21 protein-coding genes are annotated in these 22,824 nt (G+C 58.7%); 12 read left to right on the forward strand and 9 right to left on the reverse strand.

Annotation, left to right across the window (positions count from 1 at the left end; genetic code table 11):
- Positions 1-72 precede the first annotated feature (72 nt).
- Complete coding sequence (locus GUC32_RS12775) at positions 73-885, forward strand: serine protease (RefSeq protein WP_043143623.1); 813 nt, start codon at positions 73-75, stop codon at positions 883-885.
- 98 nt (positions 886-983) lie between these two features.
- Here GUC32_RS12775 and hrpA read toward each other — a convergent pair whose 3' ends face one another.
- A complete protein-coding gene (gene hrpA / locus GUC32_RS12780; protein WP_369435255.1) occupies positions 984-4,871 on the reverse strand; it encodes an ATP-dependent RNA helicase HrpA in 3,888 nt (1,295 codons plus the stop codon).
- A 269-nt stretch (positions 4,872-5,140) separates the two neighbouring features.
- Between hrpA and azoR the strand changes: the two genes are divergently transcribed.
- Complete coding sequence (gene azoR / locus GUC32_RS12785; RefSeq protein WP_015377994.1) at positions 5,141-5,746, forward strand: FMN-dependent NADH-azoreductase; 606 nt, start codon at positions 5,141-5,143, stop codon at positions 5,744-5,746.
- A 119-nt stretch (positions 5,747-5,865) separates the two neighbouring features.
- Here the strand turns inward: azoR and GUC32_RS12790 are convergent, their stop codons facing one another.
- The 4 genes from GUC32_RS12790 to GUC32_RS12805 all read right to left on the reverse strand — a co-directional run bounded on the left by GUC32_RS12790 (position 5,866) and on the right by GUC32_RS12805 (position 10,153).
- Positions 5,866-6,189, reverse strand: a complete 324-nt coding sequence (locus GUC32_RS12790) for a YdbL family protein (protein ID WP_048796882.1) — start codon at positions 6,187-6,189, stop codon at positions 5,866-5,868.
- Between the two features lie 8 nt (positions 6,190-6,197).
- On the reverse strand, positions 6,198-6,395 hold the full coding sequence (locus tag GUC32_RS12795; protein ID WP_025302979.1) for a YnbE family lipoprotein: 198 nt from the start codon (positions 6,393-6,395) through the stop codon (positions 6,198-6,200).
- Positions 6,392-9,004, reverse strand: coding sequence for a YdbH family protein (locus tag GUC32_RS12800; protein ID WP_369435256.1), 2,613 nt, complete (start codon positions 9,002-9,004; stop codon positions 6,392-6,394). Before GUC32_RS12800 ends, GUC32_RS12795 begins: the two co-directional genes overlap by 4 nt.
- A gap of 324 nt (positions 9,005-9,328) precedes the next feature.
- The gene (locus tag GUC32_RS12805) at positions 9,329-10,153 is read right to left on the reverse strand and encodes a LysR family transcriptional regulator (protein ID WP_080287156.1); all 825 of its coding nucleotides are present in this window, start codon (positions 10,151-10,153) and stop codon (positions 9,329-9,331) included.
- Between the two features lie 139 nt (positions 10,154-10,292).
- Between GUC32_RS12805 and GUC32_RS12810 the strand changes: the two genes are divergently transcribed.
- The 3 genes from GUC32_RS12810 (at position 10,293) to hslJ (ending at position 12,196) form a co-directional block, all read left to right on the forward strand.
- Complete coding sequence (locus GUC32_RS12810) at positions 10,293-10,583, forward strand: putative quinol monooxygenase (protein ID WP_025302982.1); 291 nt, start codon at positions 10,293-10,295, stop codon at positions 10,581-10,583.
- Positions 10,584-10,724: 141 nt separating this feature from the next.
- Entirely contained in the window at positions 10,725-11,717 is a 993-nt protein-coding gene (locus tag GUC32_RS12815) for a 2-hydroxyacid dehydrogenase (protein WP_369435257.1), read from the forward strand.
- A 50-nt stretch (positions 11,718-11,767) separates the two neighbouring features.
- On the forward strand, positions 11,768-12,196 hold the full coding sequence (gene hslJ, locus GUC32_RS12820; protein WP_369435258.1) for a heat shock protein HslJ: 429 nt from the start codon (positions 11,768-11,770) through the stop codon (positions 12,194-12,196).
- Between the two features lie 21 nt (positions 12,197-12,217).
- On the opposite strand, the gene GUC32_RS12825 is transcribed toward hslJ, so the two are convergent.
- Complete coding sequence (locus GUC32_RS12825; protein ID WP_015377999.1) at positions 12,218-12,472, reverse strand: DUF333 domain-containing protein; 255 nt, start codon at positions 12,470-12,472, stop codon at positions 12,218-12,220.
- A gap of 499 nt (positions 12,473-12,971) precedes the next feature.
- Positions 12,972-13,304 carry a multidrug efflux SMR transporter SsmE gene (gene ssmE, locus GUC32_RS12830; RefSeq protein ID WP_025302985.1) on the reverse strand — a complete coding sequence of 111 codons (333 nt, stop codon included), beginning with the start codon at positions 13,302-13,304 and terminating at the stop codon, positions 12,972-12,974.
- A gap of 238 nt (positions 13,305-13,542) precedes the next feature.
- Here ssmE and nifJ point away from each other — a divergent pair, with 238 nt between their 5' ends.
- Positions 13,543-17,076: a pyruvate:ferredoxin (flavodoxin) oxidoreductase gene (gene nifJ / locus GUC32_RS12835; protein WP_369435259.1), complete on the forward strand. Its 3,534-nt coding sequence runs from the start codon at positions 13,543-13,545 to the stop codon at positions 17,074-17,076.
- Positions 17,077-17,163: 87 nt separating this feature from the next.
- Here nifJ and GUC32_RS12840 read toward each other — a convergent pair whose 3' ends face one another.
- A complete protein-coding gene (locus tag GUC32_RS12840) occupies positions 17,164-17,478 on the reverse strand; it encodes a hypothetical protein (protein WP_025302987.1) in 315 nt (104 codons plus the stop codon).
- Positions 17,479-17,772: 294 nt separating this feature from the next.
- Between GUC32_RS12840 and ttcA the strand changes: the two genes are divergently transcribed.
- Positions 17,773-18,711 carry a tRNA 2-thiocytidine(32) synthetase TtcA gene (gene ttcA / locus GUC32_RS12845; RefSeq protein WP_025302988.1) on the forward strand — a complete coding sequence of 313 codons (939 nt, stop codon included), beginning with the start codon at positions 17,773-17,775 and terminating at the stop codon, positions 18,709-18,711.
- Positions 18,712-18,857: 146 nt separating this feature from the next.
- Entirely contained in the window at positions 18,858-19,256 is a 399-nt protein-coding gene (locus tag GUC32_RS12850; protein ID WP_049205465.1) for a VOC family protein, read from the forward strand.
- A 218-nt stretch (positions 19,257-19,474) separates the two neighbouring features.
- Here the strand turns inward: GUC32_RS12850 and zntB are convergent, their stop codons facing one another.
- Positions 19,475-20,458 carry a zinc transporter ZntB gene (zntB, locus tag GUC32_RS12855; RefSeq protein ID WP_025302990.1) on the reverse strand — a complete coding sequence of 328 codons (984 nt, stop codon included), beginning with the start codon at positions 20,456-20,458 and terminating at the stop codon, positions 19,475-19,477.
- 154 nt (positions 20,459-20,612) lie between these two features.
- Here zntB and GUC32_RS12860 point away from each other — a divergent pair, with 154 nt between their 5' ends.
- The 4 genes from GUC32_RS12860 (at position 20,613) to GUC32_RS12875 (ending at position 22,800) form a co-directional block, all read left to right on the forward strand.
- On the forward strand, positions 20,613-20,897 hold the full coding sequence (locus tag GUC32_RS12860) for a hypothetical protein (protein ID WP_369435260.1): 285 nt from the start codon (positions 20,613-20,615) through the stop codon (positions 20,895-20,897).
- A gap of 33 nt (positions 20,898-20,930) precedes the next feature.
- The gene (locus tag GUC32_RS12865) at positions 20,931-21,314 is read left to right on the forward strand and encodes a hypothetical protein (RefSeq protein WP_369435261.1); all 384 of its coding nucleotides are present in this window, start codon (positions 20,931-20,933) and stop codon (positions 21,312-21,314) included.
- Positions 21,266-22,357 carry a hypothetical protein gene (locus tag GUC32_RS12870; protein WP_319868861.1) on the forward strand — a complete coding sequence of 364 codons (1,092 nt, stop codon included), beginning with the start codon at positions 21,266-21,268 and terminating at the stop codon, positions 22,355-22,357. Before GUC32_RS12865 ends, GUC32_RS12870 begins: the two co-directional genes overlap by 49 nt.
- Positions 22,358-22,551: 194 nt before the next feature.
- Positions 22,552-22,800: a hypothetical protein gene (locus GUC32_RS12875; RefSeq protein WP_004930507.1), complete on the forward strand. Its 249-nt coding sequence runs from the start codon at positions 22,552-22,554 to the stop codon at positions 22,798-22,800.
- The last annotated feature ends 24 nt before the right edge of the window (positions 22,801-22,824 follow it).

Raw genomic sequence — 22,824 nt, forward strand, 5'->3', positions numbered from 1 at the left:
GGCTGCTAAATCAGTCTATAGTTAGCATTCAGTGTGTTTATGGATGATCCGTATTTGTCAGGCAAGAGATCTATGCGCATATCCGTTTTACTGTTGCTGTGTTCACTCCCGCTCATCGCTTCTCAGGCGGCACGCGCAGACGGCCCGTCCAAGGCCGAGCAAACGCGTCTGTTTTTCGGCAAAGATGAACGAATCAAGGTCACGGATACCGCCGCCAAGCCGTGGCAGGCCATCGGCCAGGTCGAAACCGCCAGCGGCAATCTGTGTACCGCCACGCTGATCTCCCCACACCTGGCGTTGACCGCCGGCCACTGCGTGCTGGCACCGCCGGGGCAATTGGATAAAGCCATCGCTCTGCGCTTCGTGGCGGGTGATAAGTCGTGGCAGTATCAAACCGACAATATCGAGACCCTGGTCGACAGCAAACTAGGCAAAAAGCTGAAGCCGGACGGTGATGGCTGGATCGTCCCGCCCGCCGCGGCCGCTTATGACTTTGCGCTGATCCGTCTGAAAGACAAAAAACCGCTGCCGATCGCACCCTTGCCGCTGTGGCAAGGCGACAGCAAGGCGCTGACTCAGGCCCTGAAACAGGCCAAACGGCTGATAACTCAAGCGGGCTACCCGGAGGATCATCTGGATGACCTCTACAGCCACCAAAACTGCAAGGTCACCGGCTGGGCCCAGCAAAGCGTACTGTCGCACCAGTGCGATACTCTGCCCGGCGACAGCGGTTCGCCGCTGCTGTTGAAAACCGCCGACGGCTGGCAACTGATCGCCATCCAAAGCTCGGCACCGGCGGCGAAAGATCGCTATCGCGCCGATAACCGTGCCCTGGCGGTGCCCGGTATCCGCGAAGCGCTGGACGCGCTGGCGGCAGGCAAATAATCCTCTCTCAACGGCGCATTATGCGCCGTTGCTGTTGCTCTGCTCTGCGAATTTCAACTTGCGCTGCGCCGGCCGCTTGCCGGCCGGTGCGGCTGAGCTTAGCTCGAAAGCTGCTCGATAGTTTGCAAAATGCGCTTATCGGAGATCGGGTAAGGCGTGCCCAACTGTTGCGCGAACAGGCTGACGCGCAGCTCTTCTATCATCCAGCGCACCGCTTTTACTTCTTCCTCCTGCTGTCGCTTCGGCGGCAGCTTGTTCAGCCACTGCTGCCACGCCTGCTGCACCTGCTCCACCCGCAACATCTGCGCGCGATCGCGGTGCGGATCAATAGCCAGTTTTTCCAACCGCCGCTCGATCGCCTGCAGGTAGCGCAGCGTATCCGGCAGGCGCTTCCATCCGTTGCCAGTCACGAAGCCGCGGTAAACCAGCCCGCCGAGCTGGGTCTTGATGTCCGACAGCGCCAGCGCCAACGACATGTCCACCCGGCCTTTCAGCCGTTTGTTGATGTTGAAGACCGCCGTCAGGATCTGTTCAACCTGCTTGGCCACCTCGACGACCGTGTCGTTCAGCTCGGCGCGGATCTGCTCCTGCAGCCGTGCAAAGTCTGCTTCTTGCCAGACCGGGCCGCCGTGTTCGGCGATCAGCTTGTCGATGCCGCACGATATGCAGTCGTCGATCAGCTCCAGCACCTTGCCGTACGGGTTGAAATAGAGCCCCAGCTTGGCTTTGTTCGGCAGTTTCTCATGCAGGTATTTGATCGGTGAAGGAATATTCAACAACAGCAGGCGACGCGTGCCCTGCCACATCGCCTGTTGCTGCTCGCTTTCGCTGTCGAACAGGCGGATCGCCACGCTGTCCTTTTCATCCACCAGCGCCGGGTATGCCTTCATCGAATAGCCGCCGCGCTTCTGCTCGTAAAACGCCGGCAATTGGCCAAAGCTCCAGACATGCAGGTTACTCTGCTCCAGTCCGTCATCGGCCACCGCCGACAGCGTCTCCTGCACCTTCTCTTTCAACTGCAGGCGCAAGGCGGCCAGATCTTTGCCTTCGCGCAGCGTCTGGTTTTTCTCGCCCACCACGCGGAAGGTCATCTTCAGATGATCGGGCACCTGATCCCACTGCCAGTCATCACGTGACACGGTCATGCCAGTCATGCGCCGCAGCTCGCGCTCCAGCGCGTCCAGCAGCGGCAATTCCAGCGCCGTTACGCGGCCAAGGAACGCCTCGGCGTAGTTCGGTGCCGGCACGAAGTTGCGACGCACCGGTTTCGGCAGCGACTTGATCAGTGCAATCACCAGCTCACGGCGGATGCCGGGGATCTGCCATTCGAAGCCCTGCTCCTCCACCTGGTTGAGGATCGGCAGCGGGATGTGCACCGTCACGCCGTCAGCGTCGGTGCCCGGTTCAAACTGGTAGCTCAGCCGCAGCTTGAGGTTGCCCTGATGCCAGAAGTTCGGGTAATCCAGCGCGCTGATCTTGTTGGCGCCGTCTTTGATCAGCATCTCTTTTTCGAAGTTCAGCAGATCCGGCTGCTGCTTGGCCGCGCTCTTCCACCAGCTGTCGAAATGACGGCCGGACACCACGTCGTTGGGGATGCGGCGATCGTAGAACCCGAACAGCATTTCGTCATCCACCAGAATGTCGCGGCGGCGCGATTTATGCTCCAGTTCTTCCACCTCGGCGCGCAGCTTTTGGTTTTCGCGGAAGAAGGCGTGGCGCGTCTGCCAGTCTCCCTCTACCAGCGCATGGCGGATAAACAGCTCACGGCACAGCAGCGGATCGATGGCGCCGTAGTTGACCTGGCGCGCCGCAACGATCGGCAGACCAAACAGCGTGACCTTTTCGCTGGCCATCACCGCCCCCTGCGACTTCGACCAGTGCGGTTCGCTGTAGCTGTGTTTCACCAAGTGCTGAGCCAGCGGCTCGATCCATTCCGGTTCGATGCGCGCGGCGATGCGTCCCCACAGGCGGCTGGTTTCCACCAGTTCGGCCACCATGGTCCACTTCGGTGGCTTCTTGAACAGGCCGGAGCCGGGGAAGATCGAGAAGCGGGCGTTGCGCGCGCCGGTAAATTCCTGCTTGTCCGTATCCTTCTGGCCGATGTGCGACAGCAGGCCGGTCAGCAGCGCGGTGTGGACGCTGCGATAATCGGAAGGCGTGCTGTTGATCGGCAGCCCCAGTTCTTTCACCACCTGGCGCAGTTGGGTATAGATATCCTGCCACTCGCGCACCCGCAGGTAGTTGAGAAAATCGTTGCGGCACAGCCGGCGGAACTGACTGGAAGAGTTCGCCTTTTGCTGCTCCTGCAGATAATCCCACAGGTTGACGAACGCCAGGAAGTCCGAGTCTTTGTCGGCAAAACGGCGGTGTTTTTCATCCGAGGCCTGCTGCTTATCCATTGGGCGCTCGCGCGGATCCTGAATCGACAGCGCGGCGGTAATGATCATCACCTCGCGCACGCTGCCGCTCTTCTGCGCTTCCAACACCATGCGCGCCAGACGCGGGTCGATCGGCAACTGCGCCAGCTGCCGGCCCTGCGGCGTCAGCTGATAGTGGCCGTTATCGGCGGTGGTGATCGCCCCCAGCTCTTCCAGCAGGCGCACGCCATCCTGAATGTTGCGCTTGTCCGGCGCCTCGACAAACGGAAACGCGGCGATGTCGCCCAGCCCCAGCGAGGTCATCTGCAGAATGACCGACGCCAGGTTGGTGCGCAGAATTTCCGGATCGGTAAACGCCGGCCGCGAGAGGAAATCCTGTTCAGAGTACAGACGGATGCACACGCCCTCCGACACGCGGCCACAGCGCCCTTTACGCTGGTTGGCGGAGGCCTGCGACACCGGCTCGATCGGCAGGCGCTGCACCTTGGTGCGGAAGCTGTAGCGGCTGATGCGCGCGGTGCCCGGATCGATGACGTATTTGATGCCCGGCACCGTCAGCGAGGTTTCCGCCACGTTGGTGGCCAGCACGATGCGGCGGCCGTGGTGCGACTGGAAAACCCGGTTCTGCTCGCTGTTCGACAGGCGCGCATACAGCGGCAGCACCTCGGTGTGCGGCAAATTGAGGCGGTTCAAAGCGTCGGCGGTATCGCGGATCTCGCGCTCGCCGCTCATGAAGATCAGAATGTCACCCGGCCCTTCGCGCCCAAGCTCGTCCACCGCATCGAAAATCGCCTGCAGCTGGTCGCGGTCGGTATCATCGCCGTCGTCCACCACCGGGCGGTAACGCACCTCCACCGGGTAGGTGCGGCCGGAAACCTCGATGATCGGCGCATTGTTGAAGTGGCGCGAGAAACGCTGCGGATCGATGGTCGCCGAGGTGATGATCACCTTGAGATCCGGGCGCTTCGGCAGCAGTTCGCGCAGGTAGCCGAGAATAAAGTCGATATTCAGGCTGCGCTCGTGCGCTTCATCGATGATCAACGTGTCGTACTGCATCAGCAGGCGATCCTGCTGAATCTCCGCCAGCAAGATACCGTCAGTCATCAGCTTGACCAGGGTGTTTTCCCCCACCTGATCGTTGAAGCGCACCTTGTAGCCCACGCTGCCGCCGAGCGGGGTTTCCAGCTCGTCGGCGATGCGGTTGGCGACGGTGCGCGCCGCCAGGCGGCGCGGCTGGGTATGGCCGATCAGCCCTTTCACCCCACGCCCCAGCTCCAGACAGATCTTCGGCAACTGGGTGGTTTTTCCCGAGCCGGTCTCCCCGGCGACGATCACCACCTGGTGGTCGCGGACAGCGTTTAAGATGTCCTGCTTTTTTTGGCTGACCGGCAGGCTTTCCGGATAGGTAATGCGCGGGCAAGACGCGGCGCGCGCCTGCACTTTTTGCCGCGCCGTCGCGATGTCGCTTTCCACGTCGGCGGCGACCGCCAGCTGGGCATCGGGATTTTTGATTTTTCGTGCGCCCTGCAGGCGACGACGCAGGCGTTGTTGATCGCGGAGCATCAGCTCGCCCAGTTGGGCCGGCAGTGCCTCGAGCGGAGATTTCACGTTCGGTGTTCCTTGTTTCTTCGCCGCCAAGGCCAGGCTTGGCAACGGTTTAATGTTTTTTTAGCGATTTTTTTGCTTTAGCCGCACAGCCTATCACAAACGGCTTTCTCCCCCTACTTCCGCGAGTAAAGCGTCGCCATGTCATTCAATAAAATTGAACGGAGATCTCGAAATATTGCGCTATCACTGTTGGGGGAATGTGAATAGCATGTACTTCATGCAAGGGACGCTGAGTCCTGATGTCACTGTCACAACGTAAGGAATTATCGATGAGCAACGTATTGGTTCTGAAATCAAGCATCCTGGCGACCTACTCTCAGTCTAACCAACTGGCCGATTTCTTCGTAGAGCAATGGAGCAACGCCCACAGCGGCGACACCATCACCGTGCGCGATCTGGCCGCACAGCCAATCCCGGTGCTGGACGGTGAACTGGTCGGCGCGCTGCGTCCTTCCGATGCTCCGTTGACTCCACGTCAACAAGAAGCGCTGGCCCTGTCGGACGAGCTGATCGCCGAGCTGCAGGCCAATGACGTCATCGTGATTGCCGCACCGATGTACAACTTCAACATTCCGACCCAGCTGAAAAACTATTTCGACCTGGTTGCCCGCGCCGGCGTGACCTTCCGTTACACCGAAAACGGTCCGGAAGGCCTGGTGAAAAACAAACGCGCCGTGATCCTGACCAGCCGCGGCGGCATCCATAAAGGCACTCCGACCGACCTGGTAGAACCTTACCTGCGTCTGTTCCTGGGCTTCATCGGCATCACCGACGTGGAGTTCGTCTTCGCGGAAGGCATCGCCTATGGCCCGGAAGTGGCGACCAAAGCACAGGAAGACGCCAAGGCGGCCCTGTCTCAGGTGGTTGCTGCCTAAGACCCTGCGCAGGGGCGCCGAGCCCCTGCCGGACAAGAGGCAAGTCCTGTCAAACCTGCACTACCCTCATAATAATCATCTATCCGTATCTTTTGGCGCGCCAGACGGCGCGCTTTTTTTTATTTCTTCAGCCACTGCCCGTTGATGCCGCGCACATACTCGCCGCTCTGCGCCCGCGTCACCAGCTTCTGCCCGGCCATGCGCGCCACTTCGTCGACGGCGATATGGTTGCCGTCCGCCACTTCCTGATACTTCTCGGCGCGGCCGGCGTTGATGCGTTTCACCAGCGCCAGGGTTTCCGCGTCCTGCTTCACCGGCGCGATGTAGCCGCTCAGGGTTTCACCTACCCGCCCTTGCTGCTTCGCCTCATCCAGCGTCAACGCCATCGCCATGCCACTGAACAACCAGGCGGCGCCGGCCAGCCACAAATAACGTTTTTTCATGTCGGCTCCTAGAACAGACCGCTTTGGGTTTTCAGCAGGTTTTCGACGTCCTTATCCACCTTGATATGAATTTCATGCTCGATCTTGACGTTCATATTGATGGTGATCGGATCCTTCGGCGTCGCCACCTCGATGCGCGGCACGCAGCCGCTCAGCAGCGAAACGCACAGCACCGCTGCCAGCGTCGACACACTCATGATTTTCATTGTTGCTCCCCAGGTTGTGAGAGGGCCTGCTCCAGCCACTCCTGTAAATTGTCGCCGAAGCGCAAACTGCGCCACAGCTGAAACACGTTTTCCTGATGGCGATAGTTCAGGATCACCTCGCGCTTGGCGCTTTTCTGCGGGTTGATGCCGTCGATGCGCGCGCTCAGCGTCAACTCGCCCAGGTTGTCGAGATCGACCCGGGCATGCGAACGGTTGATTTCCATGTAGCGCAGCCAGTCGATCGCCGCGCCGGTCGCCAGGTTATTGCTGCCGATGGCGTCGGCCATGTCTTTGTCCAGGCGCAGCGTCAACGTGCCGGCGTTAGCGATCCAGCCGTTTTGCACCAACCACTTCGGATGGTTCAGGAACAGCGGCAGCTCGCCGTCGACCCGGCCGGACATGGCGAACTGCTTCGGTTTCAGGGCGGTAAACAGCGCGCTGAGATCGACCTTATCCAGCTTCAGTACCGCGGCGTCATGCTGCGGCAACCGCAGCGCCGACAAGCTGATATGCCCGTTGAGCATGTCCACGCCGACGTTGCTCAACGTCAGTGGCTGCCCTTCGCTATAAGGATAGGTGCCCTGCAGATCGGCGGAAATGTTCTGCATCTCGAACAGGTTGGTGAAAGACTTGATGCGCAGCGATACCGGCTGTTTAGCTCCCAATTGCCAGTGATGCTGCTTGAAACGGTACGACAGGATGAAATCCAGGCCGCTCATTTCGCCGTCTTTCAGCCACATGCCGCCGTTTTTCACCACCCAGTGGCCACCGGCCTCGAACCCTTGTTCACGGGCGGCGGAAAACGCCGACTGCGCGTAAAACTCGCCGTCGCGCAGCGTGAGATTGAGATCCGGTGCCAACAGCGGTTGGAAGACCTTCAGCGACTGTTTCGGCCACCAGCCTTCGCCGCGCAGACGTTCGCCGTCCCAACGGCCGCGCAGCGCGATCGGCCCGATCTGTTGCGCCTGCAGCTTGCCCTGCATCTGGAAACTGTCCGGCGAACGGCCGTTCACCTGCAGCGCCAGCACCGGCGCCGGCAGATAGCCACCGTCGCTGAAGCTGACCTTATCCGCCGCCAGCTGGAATTCGCCGTTGAACTGCGGGCTTTGTTCATCACGCTGCCAGCGCAGCGGCTGGTTGAGGCTCAAGCGCGGCGCGGCGACCGTCACCAGACCGTACTTCAATTTGTCGAAACCGGTGGAGAGCTTGTCGAGCACCAGCTCGCTGTCCTGCCAACGACCGCTGCCGGCGACGTCCCAGGCGGCCTGCAGCGGCGGCAACCGGCCGTTGCCCCAGTAACGCCACTGCCAGTCGCCCTTGTCCGGCCAGAAATCCTGCGCCTGGCCGTCCAGGTGGAGCTTCAAACGCCCCCAATAACTGTCGCTGGCGCTCAAAATCGCCTGCAGGCGGCCGGTGATGCCGGCGGCGGTCACCTTCACGCCGGCCAGCGGTAGACGCGCCTCTTCCAGCGTCATTTCCGGCGTCACTTTGCCCCACAGACGCAGCAGCGAACCTGGCTGCAGAACCAGCGTCGGGTTAAGAATGCTGCCGCCGATCACGCCCGGGATCGACGCGGTGGTGGAGAAATCGGCCAGATTGGCCTGCCCGGTCAGTTGGAAGCGCAGATCGCTGTCGGTCAACCCCACCTTGCCCGGCCCGAGGGTGAGCACCGCATTACCCTTGCCGTTGTGGCCGGCGGTGATCACGTTCAGCCGCGCGCTGATCTCCGTTTCATCCAATCCCTTGCTCCAGTCGTGCAGCGCGATGCTGAGGCCGCCGTTCAACGGCTGTCCGCTGTAGGGCCAACGCCACTCGCCCTGCTTGATGCTGACCCGCTGCGAGGTCACTTCCCACGGCAGCACCGCCAGCGGCCGATCGTCGCCTTTCTCGCTCACCGTCAACACGCCCTGCTGCTGTTGCCAGCGCATATCCAGCAAAACCGGTTTTTCCAGATAGGCCGTCTGCATTTCACCCTGCAACGCGCCCTGCTTCGGCAGGCTGGCCAGATCCAGCGGGAGAGTTATCTTACCGGCTAGGTGCAGCGGTTGCGCGCTGTTGGGCGGGACGACGGTCAGACTCTGCAACGTCAGCTGCTGTTTTTCATCCAGCCGCGCCTCGGCGCTGAGATTCGGTCCCCGATAATGCAGACGTTGCCCGTCGGGGCCGGAGGAAAGCTGCAGCTTGCCGGCATAGCGCTGCCAGGGAATAAGCGTCAGATCATTAATGGTGAGATCCAGCGCCGGCAGTTGCCGCTGCAATTGATCGAGCGCCAGCGGCGCGCTGTTGGCGTCGCCGCCCGGCAGTTTTGACAAACAGGCGCTATCGACGCTGACCTTATCGCTCGACAGCTGCCAGCGGCCTTGGCGGTAAGCCAGCCGCGTCGGACCGACGTTGGCCAGCAGGCAATCTTGCGCGGTGAAACGTGCCCCCGGCAACGCCAGGCCGCCCTGGCGCCAATGCAACTTGCCCTGTAACTCAAGTCGGCTTCCCGCCGGCAACCAATGCGATAACACCCCCGGCAGCCAGCGCGGCAAAGTTTGCCATAACGCCAGCACCAGAATTGCACAGCCCGCCACGGTCCCTATGAATACTTTCAATCGCCTGGTCATTAAATGATTGCTTCGTTCCTGAGTTAGGCATTGGTTAAGTCTATGCCTGAATTGACAATAATGATGGCACGAATTTGACATAGGGTGAAGCTGAGCGGGGTCGCAAAGGCGATTTGCACCTTTTTAGCGCAAACGTGTGCGAAGTTGTAGATTTTCGTTACATATACATCACATAAATAGGACGGTTTTCAGACTTTTGTTATTGTCGTTACCGTTGATGATTAATAGTCTTGCAACCATTCTAATAAAAGTTTAGCTGCTAGCTAACTGTGTACTAGAGAAGCCATTCCCCACACCCCCGTGGGGATTTTTTTGCCGCTAATTTCAAATCACGGCCTCAATAAAAGCCTGTACTATGCGGCTGTCGCTCGCTTTACGCCAGATAGCATAAATATCGCTGCGCATTTCATTCCCGCACTCGGTATACGCAACCTCCCGCTGTCGCGCCAGGCTCTCAGGGACAAACGCATACCCCAACCCCGCGCTTACGCAGGCGAATATCACGTCATAGCATTCCACCTCCAGCAGCGCGGCGGGGATCACTTGCTGCTTTTGCAGCCAGGCGTCCACCAGATGGCGATAGTGGCATTGACGCGAATAAACATAGAGATCGCTTTTTGCCAACAACGCTGGCTGATACGCCCCGCCAATGAAGACCAAACGCTCCTGAAAAGCACGCCGGCTCTGCAGCTGCGGATGTTCTATCGGCCCATCTGAAAACACCACGTCCAGAGTTCCTTTCTGCAATTGAAACTCCAGATCCAGCGAATAGCCCTGTACCACACTCAACTGAACGCGGCGGTTCTGCGCACGGTAATGCGCCAACTTTTGCGGCAGATGATGACTCAAGGCGATATCCAGCGCGCCAAGCTTCAGTTCACCCTGCACCGGATCCTGTTCAAGCTGCGCTCGCGCCCGCTCTTCGATAGCCAAAAAGCGCTTGGCTTTATGGTAAAGCGCCCGGCCTTCCGGTGTGAGCGACAGTCGATTGCGCTCACGATCAAATAGCGTAACGCCACACGCCATTTCCAACTCTTTTAATTTCTTGGTCACGTTAGAGGGCACGCAAAACAGCCTCTCAGCCGCTGCCGTGAGACTCTCTGACTCAACCACCATGCAAAAGGTCACCAACTGAGCACGTTTCAACATCACAAACCTTCACCAAAAATGAATAGCATCGGAACTTTATTTCACTTTTAGTCAACCATCAAGTCCGTAGAATCCTCGCAGTCAGCACATTGCTGCCACCTGGAAATTCCAGTTTCATTATCGACTGAGGAAATAAACCATGATCACGCTCAATGTCTTTTTTCAGGTCAATCCGGCCAAACGCCCCGCGTTTCTCAGCCTGCTCAACACCATGGTGCAGGAATCCAATAAAGAAACCGGCTGCTCTTTTTACCAGCTTTGGCAATGCCAGAACGATGAAAACAGCTACGCGCTGATCGAAAACTGGGACGATAAGGCGGCGCTTTCGGCACACCAGAAAACCCCGCATTGGGTCGCCTTTAACGATGCCGTCAACGGGTACTTGACCCACGACTACGATGAGCATCATTACACGGAAATCGCTCGCTAACATCGCGTGAACCGGCCCTATGGGGCCGGTTTCATCCTCCTGGTTGACCGAACAAACCCCACGCTGGCCAAACCGCTAACCAATTGTCGAATTTACTAAAATCTGTTAAATTGATCACAAAATCACGGTGGAGAAACCACGATGAAATTGGCGATATACAGTACCAAACAGTATGACCGTAAATATCTCGAACTGGTGAATCAGCAGTTTGGCTATGAGCTGGAATTCTTCGACTTTTTACTCAGCAAAAAAACCGCCAAAACGGCCGCCGGTTGCAAGGCGGTGTGTATCTTCGTCAACGACGACGGCAGCCGTGAAGTGCTCGAAGAACTGGCGGCACTGGGCGTCGAGCTCCTCGCCCTGCGCTGCGCCGGTTTTAATAACGTCGATCTGGACGCCGCCAAAGAACTGGGCATCAAGGTAGTGCGCGTGCCGGCCTACTCGCCGGAGGCCGTGGCAGAACACGCGGTAGGCATGATGATGTGCCTGAACCGCCGTATTCACCGCGCTTATCAACGCACTCGCGACGCCAATTTCTCGCTGGAAGGGCTGATCGGTTTTAACATGCACAACCGCACCGCCGGCGTGATCGGCACCGGTAAAATCGGCGTGGCGACGATGCGCATTTTGAAAGGCTTCGGCATGAAGCTGCTGGCCTACGATCCGTTCCCGAGCGAACAGGCGCTGGCGCTGGGCGCGGAGTATGTCGACCTGAAAACGCTGTACGCGCAATCCGACGTGATTACCCTGCACTGCCCGTTGACGCCGGAAAACCACCATCTGCTGAATGCCGACGCCTTCGCGATGATGAAAAACGGCGTAATGGTGATCAACACCAGCCGCGGCGCGCTGATCGACTCTACCGCCGCCATCGACGCGTTGAAGCAGCAAAAAATCGGCGCGCTCGGGATGGACGTCTACGAGAACGAACGCGATCTGTTCTTTGAAGACAAGTCTAACGACGTGATTCAGGATGACGTGTTCCGCCGCCTGTCGGCCTGCCACAACGTGCTGTTCACCGGCCATCAGGCTTTCCTGACCGAAGAGGCGCTGACCAGCATTTCGCAAACCACGCTGCAGAACATCAGCCTGTTGGATCGCGGCGAAGCCTGCCCGAACCAGCTGAACGCCTGAGCGTAACTTCGGGGCGCCCTTGCGGCGCCCTGTTTATTTGAGAGAACGCAATGAGAAAAACCACGGTGGCCGCCCTTGCGACGCTGGTCCTAGGGGGATGCAGCATGAAACCACAGTCTACCGTCACACCCGGCGATCTGTTGCATCACAACTTCGTGTTGCAGAGCGTAGATGGTGAAGCGGCACAATCACGAACGGATGGCGGCCTGCTCAATTTGGAATTTGGCGAGAACCTGCATGTCTCCGGCGCGATGTGCAACCGCTTCTTCGGCCAGGGGCAGTTACGCGACGGCGTGCTGACGGTAAAACCGTTGGCCTCGACGCGCAAGCTGTGCCCTGATGAGCAGCGCAACCGCTGGGATCATGTGATCGGCACCGTGCTCGAAAACGGCGCCGACGTGATGCTGAACGCGCAGCAACTGACGCTCAACGGCAGCGGCCACACGCTGGTTTATACCCTGCGCGACTGGGTGTATTGATCCGGGCCTGTCGCTGCGGGCTTACCCGGCGCAGCTGCCCAGGCCCAGCGTGCGTTCTTCGCACTGCTTGCCATTCGGCATTTGGCACATGCGCAGCGCTTCACCGTTCAGGTTATGCGCGATGGTAGTAACGCCACCGACCGCCGCGCAACCGGCGCTGGTCTGCAACGTATTGATTCTGGCACTGTTGCCCTGCTGTACTGGCTCTTCGTTATTGCTGCTGCAGGCGGCTAAAAGCAGCACGGCGCTGGCAAGCAACCATTTTGATGTCGTCATTATCCCACTCCTGAACCCGGAACTGCGCTGTGTAAAATCGCCATTGCTGATAACGCGCGTCACTTAGCGGACACGTTTCGCTATCTTTGATGCAAACTTGTTTAATCTAGCTCGATATATAAATAATGAAAATATATTCCAGCCATTATTTGTCATTTTTTTGCACCGGCCGGACATTTATTTTGTTTGCAGAATATTTCCGCCCCGGCGCGATACGCCAAACGTGACAGCGCCACCCTGTGCCTGGCCCCGGCCGCACGCAGAAAGTGATAACGTCACCGCTGCTGACGAAGAGATTTCTCCCGCGATATCGGTATTCATTATCTTCACGTGCTTTCAGTGAGACGACGCATTTTTTGCTACCGGAGAGGACGATATTTACGTCTATGCTGGCGGCGCTAAGTAATTAGCATTCCACTATTTTCAGTGAATGATGGCTGAATTCTTCAACCGGCGCGACTTGCTGTCACGCCGGCCTTTTTTCACATTAAAATAACACTCAGTGCACCGAGGCTTTAGACAGTAAATTAATCACCAGCACGCCGGCAATAATTAATCCCATGCCGACAATCGCTGGCCAATCCAATTTTTGCTGGTAAACGAATACCGCGGCGATCGACACCAGCACGATGCCCATACCCGACCAAATCGCATACACGATGCCCAGCGGCATGCTCTTGACCACCATCGACAGCCCCCAAAAGGCCACGCCGTAACCCAGCACCACCAGCAGCGACGGCCACAGGCGGGTAAAGCCCTCGGAGGCTTTCAACATGGTGGTGGCGATCACTTCCGCGACTATCGCCATCGTCAAATACATAAATGCGCTCATGATTTTCTTCTGTCAGTTTGCCGATGCGCAATTATGACGCGCCGGAAATAAATTGTCTTTAAACGGTCAAAACAATTTATTGCCACTGCATCTCATTCGGCGAGGAAATACGCCATTGACGATTTATCACCCGCCACACAAACGCGATAAAGCCACGTTCAAACCCTCTGTTAGACTTTTTCCCATTACTGCGAAAGTGTGCTTTCGCGGCTTTGTGAGCAATGAAAAGGTAATGTCGATGATAACTACAGATGGTAATAACGCAGTCGCTTCCGTGGCCTATCGCACCAACGAAGTGATTGCCATCTACCCTATCACGCCAAGTTCCACCATGGCGGAGCAAGCAGACGCTTGGTCCGGCGATGGCCGGCAAAACATCTGGGGCGATACTCCGCGGGTGGTGGAAATGCAGTCTGAGGGCGGCGCGATCGCCACCGTGCACGGCGCCTTGCAAACCGGCGCACTGTCGACTTCGTTCACTTCATCGCAGGGTCTGCTGCTGATGATCCCGACGCTGTACAAACTGGCCGGAGAGCTGACGCCGTTCGTGCTGCACGTCGCCGCCCGCACCGTAGCCACACACGCGCTGTCGATCTTCGGCGACCATTCGGACGTGATGGCGGTGCGCCAAACCGGCTGCGCCATGCTGTGCGCCAGCAACGTGCAGGAGGCGCAGGACTTCGCGCTGATCTCACAGACCGCCACTCTCAACGCGCGCGTGCCGTTTATCCACTTCTTCGACGGGTTCCGCACCTCGCACGAAATCAACAAGATCGTGCCGCTCAGCGACGATACGCTGCGGCAAATGCTGCCGCAGGCGGCGATCGACGCTCACCGCCGCCGGGCGCTGTCGCCCGATCATCCGGTGGTGCGCGGCACTTCCGCCAACCCGGACACCTATTTCCAGTCGCGCGAAGCCACCAACCCGTGGTATGACGCCACCGGCCAACACGTGATCGACGCCATGGCGGCCTTCGCCGCCCTCACCGGCCGCCACTATCGGCCGTTCGACTATTACGGCCACCCGCAGGCCGAGCGCGTGGTGGTGGTGATGGGATCCGCCGCCGGCACCTGCGAAGAGGTGATTGACACCCTGCTGGCCCGCGGCGAGAAAGTCGGCGTGCTGAAAGTCCGGTTGTTCCGGCCGTTCTCCGCCAAATACCTGCTCGGCGCGCTGCCGGACAGCGTGCGCAACGTCGCGGTGCTCGATCGCACCAAAGAACCGGGCGCGCTGGCCGAACCGCTGTATCTGGACGTGATGACCGCGCTGGCGGAGGCCTACAGCCGGGGTGAGCGCGCCACGCTGCCGCGGGTGATCGGCGGCCGTTACGGCCTGTCGTCGAAAGAGTTCGGCCCGGACTGTGCGCTGGCGGTGTTTCGCGAGCTGGCCCAGCCGCAGCCGCGCCCGCGCTTTACCGTCGGCATCTTCGATGATGTCACCGGGCTTTCACTGCCGCTGAGCGACGAAATCCTGCCGCAGCGCGCCTCGCTGGAAGCGCTGTTCTACGGTTTGGGCAGCGACGGTTCGGTCTCGGCCACCAAGAACAACATCAAAATCATCGGCAACGCCACGCCGCTGTATGCGCAGGGCTATTTCGTCTACGACTCCAAAAAGGCCGGCGGCCTGACGGTGTCGCATCTGCGCGTCAGCGAGCAGCCGATCAATTCGGCCTATCTGGTCAGCCAGGCGGATTTCGTCGGCTGCCACCAGCTGCAGTTTATCGATAAGTATCAGATGGTTGAACGTCTCAAACCCGGCGGTACCTTCCTGCTCAATACCCCTTACGGCGCCGACGAGGTCTGGTCACGCTTGCCGCAGGAGGTACAGGCGCTGCTGCATCAACGCCAGGCGCGTTTCTATATCATCAACGCCGCCAAGCTGGCGCGCGAATGCCGGCTCGGCGCGCGCATCAACACCGTAATGCAGATGGCGTTCTTCCACCTGACGCAGATCCTGCCGAGCGACGTGGCGCTGCAACAGCTGCAGGATGCCATCGCGCGCAGCTACAGCAACAAGGGCCAGGAGATCGTCGAGCGCAACTGGCAGGCGCTGGGCGCCACCCGTGGCGCACTGATTGAAATTCCACTGCAACCGGTCGACGACAGCAGCCCGATGCGCCCACCGGTGGTCTCGGACGCCGCGCCGGACTTCGTCAAAACCGTTACCGCCGCGATGCTGGCCGGGCTGGGCGATGCGCTGCCGGTTTCCGCCTTCCCGCCGGACGGCACCTGGCCGGTGGGCACCACCCAGTGGGAAAAGCGCAACATCGCCGAAGCGATCCCGGTCTGGCAGCCCGATCTGTGCACCCAGTGCAACCACTGCGTCGCCGCCTGCCCGCACTCCGCCATTCGCGCCAAAGTGGTTCAGCCGTCGGAGATGGAACACGCCCCCGCTTCCCTGCAGTCTCTGGATGTCAAATCACGCGATATGCGCGGCCAGAAATACGTACTGCAAGTGGCGCCGGAAGATTGCACCGGCTGTAACCTGTGCGTCGAGGTCTGCCCGGCGAAAGATCGCCAGACCCCAGAGATCAAGGCCATCAACATGGCTTCGCGCCTCGATAATCTGACGGCGGAAAAAGACAACTACGACTTCTTCCTGCAGCTGCCGGAAATCGATCCAGCGCAGCTGGAGCGCATCGACATTCGCACCTCGCAGCTGATCACGCCGCTGTTCGAATACTCCGGCGCCTGCTCCGGCTGCGGCGAAACGCCGTACATCAAGCTGCTGACCCAGCTCTATGGCGACCGTTTGCTGATCGCCAACGCCACCGGCTGTTCCTCGATCTACGGCGGCAACCTGCCGACCACGCCGTACACCACCAACGCCGAAGGGCGCGGGCCGGCGTGGGCCAACTCGCTGTTCGAAGACAACGCCGAATTCGGCCTGGGCTTCCGTCTGACGGTCGATCAACATCGCGCACGGGTGCTGCGCCTGCTGAATTCGCTGGCGACGCAGCTGCCGGAGCAGTTGGTCAATGCCCTGCAGATGGAAGATGTGGCGCCGGAGCCGCGCCGTAAGCAAATCGCCGAACTGCGCACGCTGCTGGCGAGTATTGAAGGTGAAGACGCACGCCAGCTGGCGGCCGACGCCGATTACCTGGTCGATAAATCCATCTGGCTGATCGGCGGGGACGGCTGGGCCTACGACATCGGCTTCGGCGGGTTGGATCACGTCCTCAGCCTGACGGAGAACGTCAACGTGCTGGTGCTCGACACCCAATGCTACTCCAACACCGGCGGCCAGCAGTCGAAAGCCACGCCGCTCGGCGCGGTGACCAAGTTCGGCGAGCACGGCAAGCGCAAGGCGCGCAAGGATCTGGGCGTCAGCATGATGATGTACGGCCATGTCTACGTCGCGCAGATCTCGCTGGGGGCGCAGCTTAACCAAACGGTGAAAGCGATTCAGGAGGCCGAGGCCTATCCGGGCCCGTCGCTGATCATCGCCTACAGCCCGTGCGAAGAACACGGCTACGATCTGGCGCTCAGCCACGATCAGATGAAACAGCTGACCGCCACCGGCTTCTGGCCGCTGTACCGCTTCGATCCGCGCCGCAGCGCCGAGGGCAAGGCCGCGTTAGCGTTGGATTCGCGGCCGCCAAACAGCAACCTGTCGGAAACGCTGCTGAAAGAACAGCGTTTCCGCCGCCTGAACGCTCAGCAGCCGGAGGTGGCCAGCGCGCTGTATCAGGCCGCCGAGAAAGAGCTGAAGGAGAAATACGATTTCCTCAGCCTGCTGGCCGGTAAGGCGGAAAAGTCCGCTGCTGAGTAACCTCCCTCAGGGCGCGAGCAATTCGCGCCCTGTTTTTCACATACCGTTTGAATCAGCGGTGGGCCTCAATGCTCAGGGGTTTCACACTTAGCGAGCCGCACTTTTTTCTTTTATCCATTGGGCCATGACGCGTGCCGAGAACGGCTTATCCGTTTTAATCTCCGCTAAAGCGCAAACCTTGTCTTTGAACGTGGCGCCCAGCGAGAATAATTTCCCGTCATAATAACAATAAAGTGCATCTCCCTTATCCTTGCCATCAAGACGCTCTTTTTGCTCGCGCGGTACCAGTACCACGGTTTCGGTCGGTTCGCTCAGACCAACAGGTATCGTGTCAAACGCCAGTGCGTTTTCTGCGTAGGCAAAAAACGATGCGTAAAATCCAACAACAGCGATTCCTTTCATGCTCTCAGTGCCTCTCGAAGTAAGTTCTGTCTGAGATGAGACCTGCACCGCGAAACAACGTTCCCTCAAGGCCTTCGTTCAAATGACGGCGAAGGCTTTTAAGGGAAACCGATAAAGCGGCGAGCTGAAAAACCTGCTGGTATTCATCGCTACAATCCGTACCATACAGGCCTCGCGTCGGGCGCGTTGAAGCTGGATGATGAATAATGATCAAAATCGGCCGGTTGAATGGTAAACTCGCGATCTACAACGCCATGCCCCTAGTGCCCCCTATTGAGAATGAGCACGATTTAAATGTCAGAAAAGCAATCCGTTAGCCAAAAAGAGCAGTACAACCTGAACAAATTGCAAAAGCGCCTGCGCCGCAACGTGGGCGAAGCGATCGCCGATTTCAATATGATTGAAGAAGGCGACCGCATCATGGTCTGCCTGTCCGGCGGTAAAGACAGCTACACCATGCTGGAGATCCTGCGTAACCTGCAGCAGAGCGCGCCGATCAACTTCTCGCTGATCGCGGTGAATCTCGATCAGAAACAGCCCGGCTTCCCTGAGCATATTTTGCCTGCCTACCTGGAAAGCCTGGGGGTGGAATACAAGATCGTCGAAGAGAACACCTACAGCATCGTCAAAGACAAGATCCCGGAAGGCAAAACCACCTGTTCACTGTGCTCGCGCCTGCGCCGCGGCATTCTGTACCGCACCGCCACCGAACTGGGTGCCACCAAGATCGCGCTGGGCCATCACCGTGACGACATTCTGCAGACGCTGTTCCTCAACATGTTCTACGGCGGCAAGATGAAAGGCATGCCGCCCAAACTGATGAGCGACGACGGCAAGCACGTGGTCATTCGCCCGCTGGCCTATTGCCGCGAGAAAGACATCGAGCGTTTCTCGATCGCCAAAGCGTTCCCGATCATTCCATGCAACCTGTGCGGCTCGCAGCCTAACCTGCAGCGCCAGGTGATCGGCGATATGCTGCGTGACTGGGACAAACGCTATCCTGGCCGGCTGGAAACCATGTTCAGCGCCATGCAAAACGTGGTGCCTTCGCACCTGAGCGATATCAATCTGTTCGATTTCAAGGGCATTCACCACGGGAGCGCCGTGGTAGACGGCGGCGATTTGGCCTTCGATCGCGAAGACATCCCGATGCAGCCGGTCGGCTGGCAGCCGGAAGACTCGGACGACGCGATACCTGCGCCAGAACGTTTGAACGTGCTGGAAATCAAATAAGCCCCCTCGCCGCTTGCCATCCTGCGAGCGGCGACATTTCCCTTTCTCGACGATCTCGATCCTGTTCACAGTTTGCGCAAAATTTACTGGGCAGTGCCGTTTTTACCCTATACTGTTTATTTATACAGTCATATGGAGATCGCGCAATGAATATTACCCCCTGCCTGTCCCACATCTCGCTGGGCTCCAACGATTTCGAGGCCGCCGCCGCCTTTTACGATCGTGCGCTGGCCGCCTTGGGATGCCGACGGGTGCTGGAGCATCCCGGCGCCATCGGTTACGGCCGCGACTACCCGGAGTTTTGGCTGCAGGTGCCGATCGACGGCCGCCCGGCCTCACCCGGCAACGGTACGCACGTCGGTTTTTTCGCCACCAGTAAGCAACAGGTGGAGGAATTCCATCGCCAGGCGCTGCTGGCCGGTGCCGTCGATGAAGGCGCGCCCGGTTCGCGGCCGCATTACGGTGAGGCTTACTACGGCTGCTTTGTCCGGGATTTGGATGGGCACAAGATTGAAGCCAGCTTCTGGGATGAAAGCGCGGCCTGAAGAAGAAGGGAAGCCGAATAAAAAAATGCCGGTGATTAAACCGGCATTGTACGAATCAAATGTGCTATGCAGTAATTCAAAAATAAGAAAGTAAGACAATTATGGAGCGCAACGCCCATCGCTTGACGTTGCATTCACCTGCGAGAGAGATCATGCCCCATTTCCCCCGGCTAAATGTTGATTTTGCTCAATGTTAACCGGGTTTTCGTCATTTTCACCTACAGCCAGCGGCTGCGCTTCAGCCACCAGGCGACGCCAAGCACCAACCCGACCAGCATCAGGCAAAATGCCGCGAAACCGAAGGGGTTACCGCCGCCCGGTATGCCGCCAAGGTTGACGCCAAACAGCCCAGTCAGGAAGGTGGTAGGTAAAAAGACCATCGCTAACAATGACATGGTGTAAGTGCGGCGGTTCATCGCGTCGGCCATCACCGTGGTGATTTCGTCGGACAAGATAGCGGTGCGCGCGATGCTACCGTCCAGATCGTCCAACCCGCGCCCCAGGCGATCGGCGATGTCCTGCATGCGGCGGCGATCGTCGTCGCTCATCCACGGCAGGCGGTCGCTGGCCAGCCGTGCGAAAACGTCACGCTGCGGCGCCATGTAACGGCGCAGCACGATAAGCTGTTTACGGATCAACGCCAGCTGACCACGCTCCGGCACCTGCTGTTCCAGCAAGGCGTCCTCCAGATCGATAATCTTGTCGTGCAGATCCTCAATGAATTCGCTGGTGTGATCGGTCAACGCATCGGAAATCTCCACCAGCCAGTTGCCGCTGTTGGTCGGCCCGGCGCCGCTTTGCAAATCGTTCACCACCTGATCGATGGAATACACCTTGCGGTGCCGCGTGGAGATAATCAGTTTATCGGTGATGTACACACGGATGGTGACCAACTGGTCCGGCCGTGAGTTGGCGTTGAAGTTGATGCTGCGCAGGGTGATCATGGTGCCTTCGCCCTGGCGGCTGACGCGTGGCCGAGAGCTTTCGCCGGAGAGCGCTTCGCGCACCGAGTCCGGCAGCAGCGGCGTGGTGCTCAGCCATTCGGCGCTGGCCGGGTGCGCGTAATCAAGATGCAGCCAGCACGGCGCGTCGCAGGTGATCTTGTCATCTTGCTCGATCGGCGTGACGCCGCCCTTGCCGTCCAACTGGTAGGCGTAAACCGCATCGGCGATCTGCAGCTCGCTCCCCTCAATCACATCCATTCATTTATCCCCTCAGTCTTACTTATGTTGCTGAGTCTAGCCTTAACGCCTTGGAGATCAAAGGCCAAGCTGTAACGCCAGTTTTCACGCCAGGTGAAAAACGTGCTCTATACTTCTGGCCTTAGGGAACACATCGCAACGACAGGAAGCCCCCATGTTTGAGATCAGCGCCGCAGATATTCTCAAAGTCAGTTTGACCGTTATCACCCTGTTTATCGCCGTTGTTAAAACGCCATTTCGTATTCGGCGGGAAAACCATGACAAGCTGCTCAAGCTACTCGAATCCGTCGAGAAGCCCCACAGTGAGCGCATGCAGCTCTTACTGTTTAGGGATTACATCGGTAGCAAAACCGTCGGGCTGGCGGAGTTGCAGCAATTGCTGGCACTGCCGGACGGCGTAACGGCGCTGGAGCGCTACAGACCTACTGGCGGCCGATAGCAGATCCTGCGCACCACGTCCGAGGGTTTCGTTTTGCAACGACACGCCGACAGTGCGTTAAAACGCTCGCTGCTTTCCTGTCGCTATCTGTTGAAATACCTGCTATTCGTCACTCTATTGGTGCTAATGCCTGTGCTGGCGCAATGGGGCTTGCGGCAGCTTGGCGTGCTGGTTATCGCGCCGTCGCTGGTGTTTATGTCCGGTGCGCGCATCACCGACGGCTGGCAGCTGCTGTTCCCCGGCTTTATATTTATTATCATCATGCTCAGTCTGACATACTTAATCTTCAGGCAACTGGCGCTGGCGGGTAACCTCAGTTCGGAACGCGCCTTTTATCGCTACTATCAACGAGCGCGTGAGGAACAACGATGCCGGGAAGTCCTGAGACAACTGCGCACTGCGCTGCGCCGAACCTGACGAGGATGCGCCGCCTGCGCTGCATCGCAATGGCCGCCCTGCTGCTGTTCGACCAATCGGTTCGTGCAGAGCCGGTATTAGAACGCCTCGCCACGCCCTATCACGCGCCGACGGCAGCGGGTTCACTGCCTTATTTTGTCGCTCACACTCACTCCCGCCAGCCGCGCACCGCACTGGTGGTGATGCACGGCCGCCCGCGCGATGTCGCCAAGACGTTGCAAGCGGCGATCGATGCCGCACAGGGAGCGGGAGACAACGGCTTATTGGTCGCCCCGCTGTTCCAGGTGCCGGAGAAACTTGCCGTTCATTGCCATTCCGCCGGGCTCCCGTCACCGCAAGACGGCGAGGCCCTGTGGCGTTGCAGTTCCTGGATCGCAGGCGATTTGGATAATAGCGGGAAAACCGGTTCGTTCAACGCCCTGGATAACCTGCTGGCCGATCTGAAACGGCGCTGGCCATCGCTGCAGTCGATAACCGTGGCCGGTTTTTCTGCCGGCGCCCAGTTCGTGCAGCACTATGTGGGCTTTGCCCATCCGCCAAACGGGGTGCGTCTGCGCTATGTGGTGGCCGATCCCGGCAGCTGGCTCTACTTTGAGAATCTGCGTCCTCAGCCCACAAGCTGGGGAAGCTGCGGCAGTGAAAAAACCTGTCGATTCCGTTGGCAAACGGTGAATGGCGGCCAGTGCCCACAGGCTAACCAGTGGAAATACGGTCTGGAAGCGCTTCCCGCTCATCTGCAACGCACCGCAGACACGGCACGCCGGCGTTACGCCGCAGCCGATATCACCTATCTGGCTGCCGCCGAGGATACCGGCACCGCGCCGGGCGCCTACTATCGGATACTCGACAAATCCTGCGCCGCCCAGCTGCAGGGCCCCTACCGGTTGCAGCGCGCCCTGGCCTATGCCGACTACGATCGGCGTTACCTGGCGCCGAAGAAGCCGCATCGGTTAACGATCGTTCCCGGCTGCGGGCACAACGTCGCCTGCGTCTTTCCCGCCCCGGCGGCCAGGCGAGCGCTTTTCCCCATTAATGCAGACTAATAATAACGGTAATGAAATAAACCATTGCCGATAAATCGGGCAATATCACCGATAAAGCACTGGTAATGCCGTTATTATTATGACTTAACATATTGCTATCACTTTTAATTCAAAATGATAATAATAAATCAACATAAAGCTGTTTCAGCGCAAATTTTAGGGGCATATACTTTTCTCACTACGAGGAGGTAGTTATGTTACGCGACCATTTAAAAATAAACGCCAGCGATACGCTGGAAAAAATCAGCAATATCCATTTGCAAAACCAGGGGCAGGAAGAGATCAGTGAATTCGTGGTAAAAAACGCCGCTGGCCTGCAGATTGGCAAGGTCTCCGTCCACGATCGTTTCAGCACTCGCCGCTCTTATCCCACCAGCTATCGCATCACCCAAACCGACATGAGCGGCCGTGTGGTGGTGGATGCCATGCGGGACTGTCTATAAGCGTAACCGCTCTCTGAAATAGCA

The organism is Serratia sp. NGAS9 (genome assembly GCF_009905295.1).
Lineage (GTDB): Bacteria > Pseudomonadota > Gammaproteobacteria > Enterobacterales > Enterobacteriaceae > Serratia > Serratia bockelmannii.

What these genes read in the sequence shown, in the direction of transcription:
- GUC32_RS12775 (WP_043143623.1), top strand. Translation starts at nt 73, where the DNA reads ATGCGCATATCCGTTTTACTGTTGCTGTGTTCACTCCCGCTCATCGCT.
- azoR (WP_015377994.1), top strand. Translation starts at nt 5,141, where the DNA reads ATGAGCAACGTATTGGTTCTGAAATCAAGCATCCTGGCGACCTACTCT.
- GUC32_RS12790 (WP_048796882.1), bottom strand. Translation starts at nt 6,189, where the DNA reads ATGAAAAAACGTTATTTGTGGCTGGCCGGCGCCGCCTGGTTGTTCAGT.
- GUC32_RS12795 (WP_025302979.1), bottom strand. Translation starts at nt 6,395, where the DNA reads ATGAAAATCATGAGTGTGTCGACGCTGGCAGCGGTGCTGTGCGTTTCG.
- GUC32_RS12800 (WP_369435256.1), bottom strand. Translation starts at nt 9,004, where the DNA reads ATGACCAGGCGATTGAAAGTATTCATAGGGACCGTGGCGGGCTGTGCA.
- GUC32_RS12805 (WP_080287156.1), bottom strand. Translation starts at nt 10,153, where the DNA reads ATGTTGAAACGTGCTCAGTTGGTGACCTTTTGCATGGTGGTTGAGTCA.
- GUC32_RS12810 (WP_025302982.1), top strand. Translation starts at nt 10,293, where the DNA reads ATGATCACGCTCAATGTCTTTTTTCAGGTCAATCCGGCCAAACGCCCC.
- GUC32_RS12815 (WP_369435257.1), top strand. Translation starts at nt 10,725, where the DNA reads ATGAAATTGGCGATATACAGTACCAAACAGTATGACCGTAAATATCTC.
- hslJ (WP_369435258.1), top strand. Translation starts at nt 11,768, where the DNA reads ATGAGAAAAACCACGGTGGCCGCCCTTGCGACGCTGGTCCTAGGGGGA.
- GUC32_RS12825 (WP_015377999.1), bottom strand. Translation starts at nt 12,472, where the DNA reads ATGACGACATCAAAATGGTTGCTTGCCAGCGCCGTGCTGCTTTTAGCC.
- ssmE (WP_025302985.1), bottom strand. Translation starts at nt 13,304, where the DNA reads ATGAGCGCATTTATGTATTTGACGATGGCGATAGTCGCGGAAGTGATC.
- nifJ (WP_369435259.1), top strand. Translation starts at nt 13,543, where the DNA reads ATGATAACTACAGATGGTAATAACGCAGTCGCTTCCGTGGCCTATCGC.
- GUC32_RS12840 (WP_025302987.1), bottom strand. Translation starts at nt 17,478, where the DNA reads ATGAAAGGAATCGCTGTTGTTGGATTTTACGCATCGTTTTTTGCCTAC.
- ttcA (WP_025302988.1), top strand. Translation starts at nt 17,773, where the DNA reads ATGTCAGAAAAGCAATCCGTTAGCCAAAAAGAGCAGTACAACCTGAAC.
- GUC32_RS12850 (WP_049205465.1), top strand. Translation starts at nt 18,858, where the DNA reads ATGAATATTACCCCCTGCCTGTCCCACATCTCGCTGGGCTCCAACGAT.
- zntB (WP_025302990.1), bottom strand. Translation starts at nt 20,458, where the DNA reads ATGGATGTGATTGAGGGGAGCGAGCTGCAGATCGCCGATGCGGTTTAC.
- GUC32_RS12860 (WP_369435260.1), top strand. Translation starts at nt 20,613, where the DNA reads ATGTTTGAGATCAGCGCCGCAGATATTCTCAAAGTCAGTTTGACCGTT.
- GUC32_RS12870 (WP_319868861.1), top strand. Translation starts at nt 21,266, where the DNA reads ATGCCGGGAAGTCCTGAGACAACTGCGCACTGCGCTGCGCCGAACCTG.
- GUC32_RS12875 (WP_004930507.1), top strand. Translation starts at nt 22,552, where the DNA reads ATGTTACGCGACCATTTAAAAATAAACGCCAGCGATACGCTGGAAAAA.